Below are 15,710 nucleotides of genomic sequence, written 5' to 3'. Positions count from 1 at the left end.
AGTCCAGAGATCGATGTCAAAGAATCCGGGTTGCAGTTCCTGTGGTATATGGTATGCCAGCCACAAGACTGAGGTGGGCCCTAGAGGTCACCGCCCGCGGGTTCAGGGAGCGACCATATGAATATCCATGAATATCAGGCCAAAGCGCTGCTGAACGAGTTCGGCGTGCCGATCTCCAAGGGCGTGCCGGTCCTTAAAGCCGCGGACGCGGACGCTGCCGCCAAGGCGCTGCCTGGTCCGGTTTGGGTGGTGAAGAGCCAGATCCACGCCGGCGGCCGCGGCAAGGGCAAGTTCAAGGAAGCCAGCGCCGGCGACAAGGGCGGCGTGCGCATCGCCAAGTCGGCCGCCGAAGTCTCCGAATTCGCCAAGCAGATGCTGGGCGCCACCCTGGTGACCGTGCAGACTGGCCCCGCCGGCAAGCAGGTCAACCGCCTCTACATCGAGGACGGCTCCGACATCGACAAGGAATTCTATCTGTCGATCCTGGTCGACCGCGAGACCTCGCGCGTCTCGTTCGTGGTGTCGACCGAAGGCGGCGTCAACATCGAGGACGTCGCGCACAACAGTCCTGAGAAGATCGTGACCTTCTCGGTCGATCCCGCCACCGGAATCATGGGCCATCACGGCCGCACGGTCGCGAAGGCGCTGAACCTGTCCGGTGATCTCGCCAAGCAGGCGGAAAAGCTCACCGCGCAGCTCTATGCGGCCTTCGTCGCTAAGGACATGTCGATGCTGGAGATCAACCCGCTGGTCGTGACCAAGCAGGGCCAGCTCCGCGTGCTCGACGCCAAAGTGTCGTTCGACGACAACGCGCTGTTCCGTCACCCCGAGGTGCTGGCGCTGCGCGACGAGACCGAAGAAGACGCCAAGGAGATCGAGGCGTCCAAGTACGACCTCAACTACGTCACCCTCGACGGCAATATCGGCTGCATGGTCAACGGCGCCGGTCTCGCCATGGCGACGATGGACATCATCAAGCTCTACGGCATGGCGCCGGCGAACTTCCTCGACGTCGGCGGCAGCGCCAGCAAGGAGAAGGTCGCGGCCGCGTTCAAGATCATCACCGCCGATCCTAACGTGAAGGGCATCCTGGTCAACATCTTCGGCGGCATCATGAAGTGCGACGTGATCGCCGAAGGCGTCACGGCCGCCGTGCGCGAAGTCGGCCTCAGCGTTCCGCTGGTGGTCCGCCTCGAAGGCACCAATGTCGAACTCGGCAAGAAGATCATCCGTGAATCCGGACTGAACGTGGTGCCGGCCGACAATCTCGACGACGCCGCGCAGAAGATCGTGAAGGCCGTCAAGGGAGGCTAAGGCCATGGCCCAGGACCATCTCGCCGCATCATCTCCGCTTCCCGAGCATGCGCGTCTCGCCGCGTTCGCCGGCGAATGGGATGGCGAAGAGATGGTCTTCCCGTCGCGCTGGACGGCGGGCGGGCCGGCCACCTCTCGCGTTGTCGCGCGCATGGACCTCAATGGATTCTACCTGATCCAGGACGGTGTCCAGATGCGCGACGGCAAGCAGGTCTTCGCCACCCACGGCCTCTTCACCTACGACCGCGACGACCGGACCTACAAACTGTTCTGGTACGACTCGCTCGGCTACACGCCGCCCTCGCCCGCTTCCGGCGGGTGGGTCGGCAAGACCCTGACGCTGGTGCGCGGCTCGCTCCGCGGCAATGCGCGCCACGTCTACGAGATCATCGACGACAATTCCTATTCGTTGAAGATCCAGTTCTCGCCGGACGCGGAAGGCTGGGCCGACGTGCTCACCGGCGTCTACCGCCGCATCCACTGACCTCTCACTCGTTAGTTCGCGAAAGCAGACCTCATGTCCATCCTGATCGACAAGAACACCAAGGTCATCTGCCAGGGTTTTACCGGCAAGAACGGCACCTTCCATTCCGAGGCCGCGATTGCCTACGGCACCAAGATGGTCGGTGGCACCTCGCCGGGCAAAGGCGGCGGGACGCATCTGGGCCTGCCGGTGTTCGACACCGTGCGCGAGGCGCGTGAGAAGACCGGCGCCGATGCGTCGGTGATCTACGTGCCGCCGCCGGGCGCGGCGGATGCGATCTGCGAAGCCATCGACGCCGAGATCCCGTTGATCGTCTGCATCACCGAAGGCATTCCTGTTATCGACATGGTGCGGGTCAAGCGCTCGCTGATCGGCTCCAAGTCGCGCCTGATCGGGCCGAACTGCCCGGGCGTCATGACCGCCGGCGAGTGCAAGATCGGCATCATGCCCGCCAACATCTTCAAGACCGGCAGCGTCGGCATCGTTTCCCGTTCAGGCACGCTGACCTATGAAGCCGTGTTCCAGACTTCCCAGGAAGGCCTCGGCCAGACCACCGCGGTCGGCATCGGCGGCGACCCGGTCAAGGGCACCGAGTTCATCGACGTGCTGGAGATGCTGCTGGCCGACCCCAAGACCGAATCGATCATCATGATCGGCGAGATCGGCGGCTCCGCCGAGGAGGACGCGGCCCAGTTCCTCAAGGACGAGGCCAAGCGCGGCCGCAAGAAGCCGATGGTCGGCTTCATCGCCGGCGTCACCGCCCCTCCCGGCCGCCGCATGGGCCATGCCGGCGCGATCATTTCGGGCGGCAAGGGCGACGCCGGTTCCAAGACCGAAGCGATGAAATCGGCAGGGATTACAGTGTCTCCGTCACCCGCCCGCCTCGGCCACACGCTTGCCGAAAAGTTGAAAGGCTAATTCACTTCTTCGTACTTTTCCGGGCGAAGTTTCGCAGCAAATAGGGTAAAGGGTGCCTGTCGCGCCGAGCCTCTGCCGGGGAGCTCGGTGCCAGCGCCGTTTGTTATGCGCGAACCGAAATCGCCAGGAACTCCAGTATGTCTCGCCAGGACGCGAACGCAGCCTTTGCCTTGTCATCGTTTTTGCAGGGCACCAATGCCACCTACATCGACGAAATCTACGCCCGCTACCAGAAGGACCCATCCTCGGTCGACGCCGAGTGGCAGGACTTCTTCAAGAGCCTGAACGACGCTCCTGCTGACATCAGCAAGAACGCGGAAGGGCCGTCCTGGGAGCGCGACAACTGGCCGCTCACCCCGCAGGATGACCTGACCTCCGCCCTCGACGGCAATTGGGCCGAAGTCGAGAAGGCGGTCGGCGGCAAGATCGCCGCCAAGGCGCAGGCGAAGGGTGCTGCTCTCTCCTCCGCCGACCTGCTCCAGGCGACGCGCGATTCCGTCCGCGCCCTGATGCTGATCCGCTCCTACCGCATGCGCGGCCACTTCCACGCCAAGCTCGATCCGCTCGGCATCGAAGCCCAGCGCAACCGCGAGGAGCTCGACCCGCGCACCTACGGCTTCAGCGAAGCCGATTTCGACCGCAAGATCTTCCTCGATCACGTGCTCGGTCTCGAATACGGCAGCTTGCGCGAGATCACCGCGATCTGCGAGCGCACCTATTGCCAGACGCTCGGCGTCGAGTTCATGCATATCAGCAACGCCGCGCAGAAGGCCTGGATCCAGGAGCGCATCGAGGGACCTGATAAGGAGATATCGTTCACCCGCGAAGGCCGCAGGGCGATCCTGATGAAGCTGGTCGAGGCCGAAGGCTTCGAAAAATTCTGCGACACCAAGTTTACCGGCACCAAGCGCTTCGGCCTCGACGGTGGTGAAGCGCTGATCCCGGCGCTCGAGCAGATCATCAAGCGCGGCGGCAATCTCGGCGTGAAGGAGATCGTGCTGGGCATGCCGCATCGCGGCCGCCTCAACGTGCTGACCCAGGTGATGGCCAAGGCGCACCGCGCCCTGTTCCACGAGTTCAAGGGTGGTTCGGCCAACCCCGACGCGGTCGAAGGCTCCGGCGACGTGAAGTATCACCTCGGCGCCTCCTCGGACCGCGAGTTCGACGGCAACCGCATCCATCTGTCGCTGACCGCCAACCCCTCGCATCTCGAGATCGTCGATCCCGTCGTGCTCGGCAAGGTCCGCGCCAAGCAGGACCAGCATGGCGATCCGCCTGACATGCGCATCTCGGTGATGCCGCTTCTGATGCACGGTGACGCCGCGTTCGCTGGCCAGGGCGTGGTCGCGGAGTGCTTCGGCCTGTCCGACCTGAAGGGCTACCGCACCGGCGGCTCCGTGCACTTCATCGTCAACAACCAGATCGGCTTCACCACCTATCCGCGTTACTCGCGCTCCTCGCCCTATCCGTCGGATGTGGCGAAGATGATCGACGCGCCGATCTTCCATGTGAATGGCGATGATCCGGAAGCCGTCGTGTTCGCGGCCAAGGTCGCGACCGAATTCCGGCAGAAGTTCCACAAGCCTGTCGTCATCGACATGTGGTGCTATCGTCGCTACGGCCACAACGAGGGCGACGAGCCGGCTTTCACCCAGCCGGTGATGTACAAGCGGATCGCGGCCCATCCCTCGACCCTCACGCTCTATGCCAAGCGCCTGATCGCCGAAGGCGTGGTCACCGAGGGTGAGGTCGACAAGCTGAAGGCTGACTGGCGCGCCCGGCTCGATGCCGAGTTCGAGGCCGGCACCTCCTACAAGCCGAACAAGGCCGACTGGCTCGACGGCAAGTGGTCCGGCTTCAAGATCGCCGATCAGGAAGAGGACGCGCGTCGCGGCGTCACCGGGGTCGACCTTCCGGTCCTGAAGGACATCGGCCGCAAGATCACCAAGGTGCCGGACGGTTTTCGCGTTCACCGCACCATCCAGCGCTTCCTCGACAACCGCGCCAAGGCGATCGACACCGGTGCCGGCATCGACTGGGCGACCGGCGAGGCGCTGGCGTTCTGCACATTGCTCCAGGAAAACCACCATGTCCGTCTGTCCGGACAGGATTCCGAGCGCGGCACCTTCTCGCAGCGCCACTCGGTCCTGATCGACCAGGAGGACGAGAGCCGCTACACGCCGTTCAACCATCTCGGCCACGAGCAGGGCCATTACGAGGTCATCAACTCGCTGCTGTCGGAAGAGGCCGTGCTCGGCTTCGAATACGGCTATTCGCTCGCCGAGCCGAACACGCTGACGCTGTGGGAAGCCCAGTTCGGCGACTTCGCCAACGGCGCGCAGGTCGTGTTCGACCAGTTCATCTCCTCGGGCGAACGCAAATGGCTGCGCATGTCCGGTCTCGTCTGCCTGCTGCCGCACGGCTATGAGGGCCAGGGACCGGAGCACTCCTCGGCGCGCCTGGAGCGTTACCTGCAGATGTGCGCCGAAGACAACATGCAGGTGGTCTACCCGACCACACCGGCGAACTACTTCCACGCCCTGCGCCGTCAGCTGCACCGCGAGATCCGCAAGCCGCTGATCATGATGACGCCGAAGTCGCTGCTGCGTCACAAGCGGGCGGTGTCGCGTCTCGAGGAGCTGGCCAAGGATACGACCTTCCACCGCATCCTCTATGATGACGCCCAGATGCTGCCGAACGAGGCGGTCAAGCTCGTCCCCGACGACAAGGTCCGCCGCATCGTGCTGTGCTCCGGCAAGGTCTATTACGACCTCTACGAGGAGCGCGAGAAGCGCGGCATCGACGACATCTATCTGATGCGCGTCGAGCAGCTCTATCCGGTGCCGCTGAAGGCGCTGGTGGCCGAGCTGTCGCGCTTCAAGAAGGCCGAAGTGGTGTGGTGCCAGGAAGAGCCCCGCAACATGGGTGCCTGGCACTTCATCGAGCCCTATCTGGAATGGGTGCTGAACCAGGTGAACGGCGCGAGCCGGCGTCCGCGTTATGTCGGCCGCGCCGCTTCCGCCGCGACCGCCACGGGTCTGATGTCGAAGCATCAGGCGCAGCTGAAGGCATTCCTGGACGAAGCACTGAGCTAGGCAATTTCAAACTGAGGTCATGCCCCGCCAAGGCGGGGCATCCAGTACTCCGCGGCATTCGATCTCATCATCGACGTCACGGCGCACCGGATCGCCCCGCCCCAGTATGCAAGCGCGCACAAGGCGGGCGCTGACACATGAATTCAAGACCGCGATCTCCTTAAGGAAAAGACCATGACTGAAATCCGTGTGCCGACGCTCGGCGAATCCGTCACCGAGGCCACCATCGGCCGCTGGTTCAAGAAGGCCGGCGATCCCGTCGCCGTCGACGAGCCCTTGGTGGAGCTCGAGACCGACAAGGTCACCATCGAAGTCCCCGCGCCCTCCGCCGGCACGCTGAGCGAGATCGTCGCTGCCGATGGCGCAACCGTTGCCGTGGGTGCGCTGCTCGGTCAGATCACCGATGGTGTCGGCGCAGCGAAACCCGCCGCGGCACCCGCCAAGCCCGCCGCAGCTCCGGCGCCCGCCGCTGCTGCGCCAGCTCCGGCAGCCAAGGCTGCGCCGGCCGATGCCCCGCTGGCGCCTTCGGTGCGAAAACTCTCCGCCGAGACCGGCATCGATGCTTCCACCGTTCCGGGCTCCGGCAAGGACGGCCGCGTCACCAAGGGCGACATGCTCGCTGCGATCGAGCGCGCGGCCTCGGCGCCGACCCCGGTCAACCAGCCCGCCGCCGCCGTACAGGTCCGCGCGCCGTCACCGGCCGATGACGCGGCCCGCGAAGAGCGCGTCAAGATGACCCGGCTGCGCCAGACCATCGCGCGCCGCCTCAAGGACGTGCAGAACACCGCGGCCATGCTGACGACCTTCAACGAGGTCGACATGACCAACGTCATGGCGCTGCGGGCCCACTACAAGGATGCGTTCGAGAAGAAGCACGGCGCCAAGCTCGGCTTCATGGGCTTCTTCACCAAGGCCGTCGTGCAGGCGCTCAAGGACATCCCGGCCGTCAACGCCGAGATCGACGGCACCGACCTGATCTACAAGAACTATTATCACATCGGCGTCGCCGTCGGCACCGACAAGGGCCTCGTCGTGCCCGTGGTGCGCGACTGCGACCACAAGTCGATCTCCGACATCGAGAAGAGCATCGCCGATTTCGGCCGCCGCGCCCGTGACGGCCAGCTCAAGATCGACGAGATGCAGGGCGGCACCTTCACCATCACCAATGGCGGCATCTACGGCTCGCTGATGTCGACCCCGATCCTGAACGCGCCGCAGTCCGGTATCCTCGGCATGCACAAGATCCAGGAGCGGCCGATGGTCGTCGGCGGCAAGATCGAGGTCCGCCCGATGATGTATCTGGCGCTGTCCTACGATCACCGCGTCATCGACGGCAAGGAAGCCGTCACCTTCCTGGTTCGGGTCAAGGAGAGCCTGGAAGATCCGGCGCGCCTGGTGCTCGATCTCTGATCCCTGATGCTCTGCGAGCGCCGTCGCCCTTCGCGACGGCGCGTGTCGAACCATGGAGGCGCGCGTGACGGATAAAGTCGTTGTCATCACCGGCGGCAGCCGCGGAATCGGTCGCGCGACTGCTCTTGCAGTCGCCGCGCGCGGCTTCCGCGTCGTGGTCGGCTATGCCAGCAACAAGAAGGCCGCCGACGAGGTGGTGGCGCAGATCGAGGCCAGCAACGGCAAGGCCATCGCGGTGAAATGCGACGTCGCCGAGGAAAGCGATATCCTCGAATTGTTCAAGGCGGCGGACAAGTTCGGCACCCTCGGGGCGCTCGTCAACAATGGCGGCATCGTCGGCCAGAGCGGCGTGCGCGTCGATGAGATGTCGGCCGAGCGCATCCAGCGCGTGATGGCGGTCAACGTCACCGGCTCCATCCTCTGCGCGCGCGAGGCGGTGAAGCGGATGTCGACCAGGCACGGCGGCAAGGGCGGCGTCATCGTCAATCTGTCGTCGGTCGCCGCCAAGCTCGGCGCCCCCAACACCTATGTCGATTACGCCGCGTCCAAGGGCGCGGTCGATTCCTTCACCATCGGTCTCGGCTATGAGGTCGCGGCCGAAGGCATCCGCGTCGCCGCGATCCGTCCCGGCCTGATCGACACCGAGATCCACGCTGCCGGCGGCGAGCCCGACCGGGCCCATCGTCTGGCCCATATGGTGCCGATGAAGCGCGTCGGCACATCAGATGAAATCGCCAACGCCATCGTCTGGCTGATGTCGGACGAGGCCTCCTACGTCACCTCAGCCATTCTCGATGTGTCCGGCGGACGCTGACGCGCCGGCGGACGCTGACACATCCTCATCACGCTAAACTTACGGGACTTTCTCTCATGGCTACCTACGATCTCGTCGTCATCGGCACCGGACCGGGCGGTTATGTCTGCGCGGTGCGCGCCAGCCAGCTCGGCATGAAGGTCGCCGTGGTCGAAAAGAACGCCACGCTCGGCGGCACCTGCCTCAATGTCGGCTGCATGCCGTCGAAGGCGCTGCTGCACGCCTCCGAGATGTTCGAGGAAGCCAGCCATTCCTTCGCCAAGATGGGCGTCAGCGTGTCCGCGCCGAAGCTCGATCTTCCGGCGATGATGAACTTCAAGCAGCAGGGCATCGACGGCAACGTCAAGGGCGTCGAATTCCTGATGAAGAAGAACAAGATCGACGTGCTGAAGGGCACCGGCAAGATCTTGGGCACCGGCAAGGTCGAGGTTGCCGCCGACGGCAAGTCGCAGGTGGTCGAGACCAAGGCCATCGTCATCGCCACCGGCTCGGACATCGCGCGCCTCAAGGGCATCGAGATCGACGAAAAGCGCATCGTGTCCTCGACCGGCGCGCTGTCGCTGGAGAAGGTGCCGGGCAGAATACTGGTCATCGGCGCCGGTGTGATCGGGCTCGAACTCGGCTCGGTGTGGCGCCGACTCGGGTCCGAAGTCATGGTCGTCGAATTCCTCGATCGAATCCTGCCTGGCATGGACGGCGAGATCGCCAAGCAATTCCAGCGCATCCTGGAAAAGCAGGGATTTGCATTCAAGCTCGGTTCGAAGGTCACCGGCGTCGAAGTGAACAGCAAGGCACTGCTTGCGAAAATCGAACCGGCTGCGGGTGGCGCGGCCGAGACCATCGAGGCCGACGTCGTTCTCGTCTGCATCGGCCGCGTGCCGTACACCGACGGGCTGGGCCTGAAGGAAGCCGGCGTCGCGCTGGACGCGCGCGGCCGCGTCCAGATCGATCCGCATTTTGCCACCAGCCTCAAGGGCGTCTATGCCATCGGCGACGTCGTTGCAGGTCCGATGCTTGCGCACAAGGCCGAGGATGAGGGCGTTGCGGTGGCCGAGATCATCGCCGGCCAGGCCGGCCATGTGAATTACGATGTGATCCCGGGCGTCGTGTATACCACGCCGGAAGTGTCCTCCGTCGGCAAGACCGAGGAGGAGCTGAAGCAGGCCGGCACCGCTTATACCGTCGGAAAGTTTCCCTTCACCGCCAACGGCCGCTCCAAGGTCAACCAGACCACCGACGGCTTTGTGAAGATTCTCGCAGATGCGAAGACCGATCGCGTGCTCGGCGTGCACATTATCGGCCGCGAAGCCGGCGAAATGATCCACGAGGCGGCCGTTCTCATGGAGTTTCGCGGCAGTGCGGAAGATCTCGCGCGCACCTGTCACGCGCATCCGACCCGCTCGGAGGCCATCAAGGAGGCCGCGCTTGCAGTCGGCAAGCGGGCCATCCATATGTAACAACGCGCCCAGCACCGAATCGGGCGGGAAACACATGCTGCGCCGCCTCCTTCAACCGGTCTGGGTCCTGCTTGCGATCGTCTTCCTGATCGAAGCCTGGCTATGGGACCATCTCGAGCCGATCGTTGCGAAGGTCGTCGCAGCCATTCCGCTGGCGCGCTTCAAGCAATGGCTGACGGAGCGCGTCGATGCGCTGTCGCCGGCCATGACACTGATCGTGTTCGCCGTGCCTGTCATCCCGCTGTTTCCGCTCAAGCTGGTCGGCCTGTGGCTGCTCACGCATGAGTACTGGACCAGCGCGGTCTTCACGATCCTGTTCGCAAAGCTGCTCGGCGTCGGCGTCACCGCCTTCGTGTTCGACGTGACGCGCGACAAGCTTCTGGAGATGCACTGGTTCGAGCGGATCTACGAGCTGGTGCTGAGGCTGCGCGCCAAGGCCGCCGAGCTGGTCGACCCGATCAAGCAGCGCATCCGCGAGCTGATCGCCGGCAACGGCGAGGGCTGGTCGTCACGGACGCTCCGCCTGATCCAGCGCTTCAGGAAGAGCGTGCACCAGGCGCGGTGAGCTGCCGGCCACATATTCGGTGTTCGCCACACACTCGCTGTCATCGCCCGGCTTAACCGGGCGATCCAGTATTCCAGAGACAGAGAGATTAGAACCGAGAAGCCGCGGTGTACTGGATGCCCCGGTCAAGCCGGGGCATGACACTGTCTGTGTGGCGTCAAACCGCGCGCCTCAACACCCTAATGCAGATGCAACAGATGCGGCCACCACAGGCCGAGCGCGGTCATGAACAGGCCGGCGAGCGTCAGGAAGCCGCTGACATAGGCCAGCGCGAACATGCCGGTGATGATGGTGGCCGAGGCCAGCACGATGCCGATCTGGAAGGCGGCCGAGGCCAGCTCGAAGTGATGGTATTTCGCGGTCGCCTCGTCGCGGTCGTGCTCGGCATGCTTGGCCTTCTCGGCGAGCTGCTCGGTGCCTTCGCCGGTCTCGGGCTCGGAGCGGTAGCGCTGCGCCGTCTTGGTCCAGTCGTCGACCTGCTTCTGCACGGCGGGCTTCTGCGCCTCGTCCGCGGCGGCGAGCGTGAGCTTGCCCTGTTCGGCCGCGGTCGCCACCACGGTGCGGCGGATGCTCTTGGCCTGGAAGAACGCCCAGAGGTTGGCGGCTTCGACGTTCTTGCTGATCGATTCGGTCTGGGCGCCCTTGCCGAGCGTCTCCGAGACCGCCAGGAACAGCGCCAGCACGGCGATCAGGAGCGCGATCTTCTTGTTCGAGCCGGACGCGTGTTCGGCGTGCTCGGCATGCTCCATGCTTTCATGTGCGCTCATAAGTCCCTCCTGCCTCGGTTCCGCAACGATTGACCGAACCGCGCGGCGTGCGCAAGAGGCCTGAGCGCTATGACGTCAGTATGTCAGCGGCTCTCGTGTCCCGGACGCGGCGCAGCGTGTAACGCTGCGACGCTGAGCCTGGACCCAGAAGCTACAGGCGATCACGCGCTGGGATGGGCCCCGGCTCAGCAGCGCTGCGCTGCGTCCGGGGCACGAGAGCTCGCCAAGTGTCACCGCCGCGGATGCGCGCTGGCATAGACCTCCAGCAGCCGCTCGGAATCGATGCCGGTATAGACCTGGGTGGTCGAGAGCGAGGAATGGCCGAGCAATTCCTGGATGGCGCGCAAGTCGCCGCCGCGCGAGAGCAGATGGGTGGCAAAGGAATGACGCAGCGCGTGCGGCGTGGCGCTGTCGGGAAGGCCGAGCGCGCCGCGCAGCCGCTCCATCGCGAGCTGGATGATGCGCGGACTCAGGTGACCGCCGCGCGCGCCGACGAAGATCGGGCCCTCCGCCGGCAGCGGATACGGGCACATCGCAACGTATTCCTGCACCAGCTCGAGCACGTTCTGCAGCACCGGCACCATGCGGGTCTTGTTGCCCTTGCCGGTGACGACGAGCACGTCGCCTTCGCCTGCCTTCGGCACCTCGCGGCGCTTCAGGCCGAGTGCCTCGGAGATGCGCAGGCCGGAGCCGTACAGAAGCGCCATCACCGCGGCGTCGCGCGCCAGGATCCAGGTTTCGCGATCCTCGCCGGCGCGCTCGTCGGCATCCGCAAGACGTTTAGCCGAGGCCATCGGCAATGGTTTCGGCAGGCTCTTCGCCACCTTCGGCGCGCGAATGGCGGAGAGTGCGCCGACCTTGCCCTTGCCCTCGCGTTCGAGGAAGCGCCCGAACGAGCGCAAGCCTGCGAGCGCACGCATCAGGCTGCGGCCAGCGATGTCGTCGGCCCTGCGCATCGCCATGAAGGCGCGCACGTCGGTCGCTTCCAGCGCGGCGAAGCGCTTGAGCGTGACGCGTTCGCCCCAATGGGCACAAAGGAAATCCAGGCATTGCCGCAAGTCGCGGCCATAGGCCTCCAGCGTCTTCGGCGACAGCCGCCGCTCGGCGCCGAGATGCGACAGCCAGCGCGTCATCTCCTGCGCGATCGAGGGATCGGCGCTGGCGAGCTCGATTTGGGGTGCGGCGGCTTTGCTCATCGCTCTGGACGGAATGATTCCGCTCAGTATATCGCATCACACTCGTTTATCGTTCGCTAAGGCGGGCCCCCGACGCTACCTTGACGCCTCCGGGTTCCGATTCTCCCTGCAAAGACCAGTTGATGGATCATTCGTCGCGCCGCACGACCACCCCCGCCAACGCGACCGGCATGGTCGACGTGCTGGTGCCGGTCGCGCTCGACCAGACCTATTCCTACAAGGTGCCGCGCGGGATGGAGCTGAAGGCGGGCGATCTCATCGGCGTGCCGCTCGGGCCGCGCGAGGTGCTGGCGGTGGTCTGGGGCGAAAACGCCAATCCGGATCCACGCCTGCACAACCGCCTCAAGGAGGTCAGCGAGAAGCTCGACATCCCGCCGCTGAAGCCCGAGCTGCGCCAGGTGGTCGACTGGGTCGCCAATTACACGCTGAGCCCGCGCGGCATGGTGCTGCGCATGTGCCTGCGGATGGGCGAGAATCTCGGCCCCGAGCGGCTGCGTCCCGGCGTGCGCCTCGTCGGCGATCCGCCGAAGCGGCTGACGCCGGCGCGGCAGCGCGTGCTCGAGGTGCTGTCGGACCGGCTGCTGCATGGCAAGTCCGAGGCGGCCAAGGAGGCGGGCGTCTCGGCCGGCGTGATCGACGGCCTCGTCGATGAGGGCACGCTCACGGTCGAGCCGATGCCGCCGCCGGCGCCGCCGCCGGTCCCCGATCCGGAGTTCGGCCGGCCGGATTTTTCCCCGCTGCAGCGGGCCGGCGTGGATGCGATGCGCGCGCTCGCGGCCAACGGCACCTTCCACGTCGCGCTGCTCGACGGCGTCACCGGCTCGGGCAAGACCGAGGTCTATTTCGAGGCGGTGGCGGAAACCATCCGCCGCGGCAAGCAATCGCTGATCCTGATGCCGGAGATCGCGCTTACCGGCCAGTTTCTCGATCGCTTCGCGCAGCGTTTCGGCGTGCGCCCGATCGAGTGGCACTCCGAGCTCACTCCGCGCACCCGCGCGCGCAATTGGGCGGCGATCTCCTCAGGCACCGCGCCGGTCGTGGTCGGCGCGCGCTCGGCGCTGTTTCTTCCCTACGCCAATCTCGGCCTGATCGTGGTCGATGAGGAGCACGACCAGGCCTACAAGCAAGACGAGGGCGTGCATTATCACGCCCGCGACATGGCGGTGGTGCGCGCGCATATCGCCAAGATCCCGGTCGTGCTGGCCTCGGCGACGCCGTCGGTCGAATCCGAGGTCAATGCGCGCAAGAACCGCTATCAGCGCATCGCGCTGCCCTCGCGCTTCGGCGGCCAGCACATGCCGCATATCGAGGCCATCGACCTGCGCCGCGAGCCGCCCGCGCGCGGCCGCTTCATCTCGCCGCGGCTTGCCGGCGAGATCAGGACCGCAATCGAAAAGCGCGAGCAGGCGCTGCTGTTCCTCAATCGCCGCGGCTATGCGCCGCTGACGCTGTGCCGTGCTTGCGGCCATCGCTTCGCCTGCACCATCTGCGATGCCTGGCTGGTCGATCACCGCTTCCGCCAGCGCCTGGTCTGTCACCATTGCGGCTTCTCGATGCCGCGCCCGCATCTCTGTCCGAACTGTTCGGCCGAAGAATCGCTGGTCGCGGTCGGGCCCGGGGTCGAGCGCTTGCAGGAGGAGGCGGCCGCGTTGTTCCCGCAAGCCCGCACCATGGTGCTGTCGAGCGATCTCATCACCTCGATCGAGACGATGCGCATCGAGCTCGCCGAGATCGCGGAGGGCCGCGTCGACATCATCATCGGCACCCAGCTCGTGGCCAAGGGCCACAACTTTCCCCGCCTCAATCTGGTCGGCGTGGTCGACGCGGATCTCGGCCTGTCCAACGGCGATCCCCGTGCGGCGGAGCGCACCTGGCAATTGCTCAACCAGGTGATCGGCCGCGCCGGGCGCGAGCAGGGCCGCGGCGTCGGCTACTTGCAGACGCACCAGCCCGACCATCCCGTGATGAAGGCGCTGATCGCCTGCGACCGCGAGGCCTTCTACGACAGCGAGATCGAGCTGCGCGAGAAGACGCTGTATCCGCCGTTCGGCCGGCTCGCGAGCTTGATCATCTCCGCCGGCGACCGCCCGAGCGCGGAAGGCCTGGGCCGCAAGCTTGTTGCGCTTGCGCCGCGCGACGAGCGCGTCGTCGTGCTCGGCCCGGCGGAGGCGCCGCTCGCCGTCATCAAGGGCCGCTACCGCTTCCGCATCCTGGTGAAATCGGCGCGCAATTTCGATCTGTCGGACTATTTGCGCAACTGGCTCGCGGTCTGCCCGAAGCCGACGGGCAATCAGAAGCTCGAAGTCGACGTCGATCCGCAGAGCTTTTTGTAGAGGCGGCGCACACTCTCTCCCCGTCATTGCGAGGAGCTCTTGCGACCAAGCAATCCAGAATCCCTCCGCGGAAAGCTTCCGCCTTCGCCAAGGCTTCGGCGGACAAGTCGCTCCGCTCGCTATGACGGCGAGACAGCAGTGCGCACTCTCGCCTCTCGTGCCCCGGACGCAGTGCAGCGCCCCTCAGCGCTGCGCTGCAGAGCCGGGGCCCACGTCGCTACGCTGTACCGTGTTGCTCTGGGTCCCGGCTCTGCGCCGCAACGCCTGGCGGCGCTGCTGCTTGTCCGGGACACGCTCGGCAACGACGGGCCAAACAAAAAGCCCACGGTCCCCCAAGACCGCGGGCTTGTTTCGTGCGCGCATCAAACTGATGAAAACTGCGCGTTCGATCAGACGCTTGATCGCGCCTTAGGAGACGACTTCCGCGGTGACGCGGCCGACGCCGGCGCCGGTGAGGCCGATGGCGCGGGCGGCGCCCGTGGAGAGGTCGAGAACCCGGCCGCGAACGAACGGGCCGCGGTCATTGATGGTGACGATGACGCTCGAGCCGCGATGGGTGACGCGCAGCTTGGTGCCGAACGGCAGCGAGCGGTGCGCCGCGGTCAAGGCGTTCTGGTTGAAGCGCTGGCCCGAGGCCGTGCGGCTGCCGGACTCGTTGCCGTAATAGGAGGCCATGCCGGAGAAGCTGTGGCCGGTGCCCGAGGTCGGATTCATCGACGCATTGGCGTTGCGCCAATCGGAAGTCGCGTTGGAATCGGCCTGAGCCTGGTGGCGGTGGTGATGCCGGTGATGCCGGGATTTGGCGGAAGCTTCGGTGGCAGTTCCACCGATGAGGAGAGTTGCGGCAACGAAAGCGATCGCCGTGCGCGGCCGGGTCGCAAAGCCCAGCGTCTTGAAAGACAGCATTTAGTGGTCCCTAAGCTAGTATTGCCACATATGTGGCTAGTGGAGCCCCCATCAGTTTGCGAGCGGTTTGGCGTTTCGATTCCCAATGCGGCGTGATTTGGGCAGTAAATCCATTCTGTGTCGTCATGAAACATCTTGTTACTCGAAGCCGATATTCAGCTGATGTTCCGTAATCTTCGCCTTTAACGATTCATTAACCTATTGATTACTTCAAAATACTGTAAAACGAAGTCATCGCTTCCAGAATTTAGAATTGGGTAAGTATTCGGCGAGTGGAACTCAGGGCGCCGGAATCACGCCTCAGCGATCTGTGTTCATGGCCGCTATGCGCTGGAGGCAGGAACCAATGAGAGGGAGGGCGGCGAGAGGCCCCGCCAATTTGCGACCCGGCAGGTCGCCATCCGAGTCCCTGGTCAGTCCTGATCCGATCTTCGGATCAGGCCGTCATCGA

At 65.1% G+C, this 15,710-nt stretch carries 12 protein-coding genes; 9 read left to right on the top strand and 3 right to left on the bottom strand.

Annotated features, from left to right (window positions below):
- Nucleotides 1–117: 117 nt before the first annotated feature.
- From sucC to UNPA324_RS01840, 8 genes are all read left to right on the top strand, one after another.
- A complete protein-coding gene (sucC, locus tag UNPA324_RS01875) occupies nt 118–1,314 on the top strand; it encodes an ADP-forming succinate--CoA ligase subunit beta (RefSeq protein WP_128918858.1) in 1,197 nt (398 codons plus the stop codon).
- Nucleotides 1,315–1,318: 4 nt separating this feature from the next.
- Nucleotides 1,319–1,798 carry a DUF1579 family protein gene (locus tag UNPA324_RS01870; RefSeq protein ID WP_128918857.1) on the top strand — a complete coding sequence of 160 codons (480 nt, stop codon included), beginning with the start codon at nt 1,319–1,321 and terminating at the stop codon, nt 1,796–1,798.
- 33 nt (nt 1,799–1,831) lie between these two features.
- Nucleotides 1,832–2,716 carry a succinate--CoA ligase subunit alpha gene (sucD, locus tag UNPA324_RS01865; protein ID WP_141933174.1) on the top strand — a complete coding sequence of 295 codons (885 nt, stop codon included), beginning with the start codon at nt 1,832–1,834 and terminating at the stop codon, nt 2,714–2,716.
- A 137-nt stretch (nt 2,717–2,853) separates the two neighbouring features.
- Nucleotides 2,854–5,811, top strand: coding sequence for a 2-oxoglutarate dehydrogenase E1 component (locus tag UNPA324_RS01860; protein WP_128918856.1), 2,958 nt, complete (start codon nt 2,854–2,856; stop codon nt 5,809–5,811).
- Nucleotides 5,812–5,985: 174 nt separating this feature from the next.
- Entirely contained in the window at nt 5,986–7,221 is a 1,236-nt protein-coding gene (gene odhB / locus UNPA324_RS01855; RefSeq protein WP_128918855.1) for a 2-oxoglutarate dehydrogenase complex dihydrolipoyllysine-residue succinyltransferase, read from the top strand.
- Nucleotides 7,222–7,273: 52 nt separating this feature from the next.
- Nucleotides 7,274–8,035: an SDR family oxidoreductase gene (locus tag UNPA324_RS01850; RefSeq protein ID WP_128918854.1), complete on the top strand. Its 762-nt coding sequence runs from the start codon at nt 7,274–7,276 to the stop codon at nt 8,033–8,035.
- A 56-nt stretch (nt 8,036–8,091) separates the two neighbouring features.
- Nucleotides 8,092–9,492, top strand: a complete 1,401-nt coding sequence (gene lpdA, locus UNPA324_RS01845) for a dihydrolipoyl dehydrogenase (protein WP_141933172.1) — start codon at nt 8,092–8,094, stop codon at nt 9,490–9,492.
- A gap of 34 nt (nt 9,493–9,526) precedes the next feature.
- On the top strand, nt 9,527–10,057 hold the full coding sequence (locus tag UNPA324_RS01840) for a hypothetical protein (RefSeq protein ID WP_128918852.1): 531 nt from the start codon (nt 9,527–9,529) through the stop codon (nt 10,055–10,057).
- Nucleotides 10,058–10,236: 179 nt separating this feature from the next.
- Here the strand turns inward: UNPA324_RS01840 and UNPA324_RS01835 are convergent, their stop codons facing one another.
- Both UNPA324_RS01835 and UNPA324_RS01830 read right to left on the bottom strand, forming a co-directional pair.
- Nucleotides 10,237–10,824, bottom strand: a complete 588-nt coding sequence (locus UNPA324_RS01835; RefSeq protein ID WP_141933170.1) for a DUF4337 domain-containing protein — start codon at nt 10,822–10,824, stop codon at nt 10,237–10,239.
- A 230-nt stretch (nt 10,825–11,054) separates the two neighbouring features.
- Complete coding sequence (locus tag UNPA324_RS01830; RefSeq protein ID WP_141933168.1) at nt 11,055–12,020, bottom strand: tyrosine recombinase XerC; 966 nt, start codon at nt 12,018–12,020, stop codon at nt 11,055–11,057.
- 122 nt (nt 12,021–12,142) lie between these two features.
- On the opposite strand from UNPA324_RS01830, the gene UNPA324_RS01825 reads away from it, so the two are divergent.
- Nucleotides 12,143–14,353, top strand: coding sequence for a primosomal protein N' (locus UNPA324_RS01825; protein ID WP_141933167.1), 2,211 nt, complete (start codon nt 12,143–12,145; stop codon nt 14,351–14,353).
- A 408-nt stretch (nt 14,354–14,761) separates the two neighbouring features.
- Here the strand turns inward: UNPA324_RS01825 and UNPA324_RS01820 are convergent, their stop codons facing one another.
- The gene (locus UNPA324_RS01820) at nt 14,762–15,259 is read right to left on the bottom strand and encodes a septal ring lytic transglycosylase RlpA family protein (protein ID WP_128918848.1); all 498 of its coding nucleotides are present in this window, start codon (nt 15,257–15,259) and stop codon (nt 14,762–14,764) included.
- Between the last annotated feature and the right edge of the window lie 451 nt (nt 15,260–15,710).

This window comes from Bradyrhizobium sp. UNPA324 (assembly GCF_006658635.1).
Lineage (GTDB): Bacteria > Pseudomonadota > Alphaproteobacteria > Rhizobiales > Xanthobacteraceae > Bradyrhizobium > Bradyrhizobium nanningense.
The sequence above is the reverse complement of the archived record's forward strand: the minus strand, read 5'-3'. Positions and strand labels throughout refer to the sequence as shown.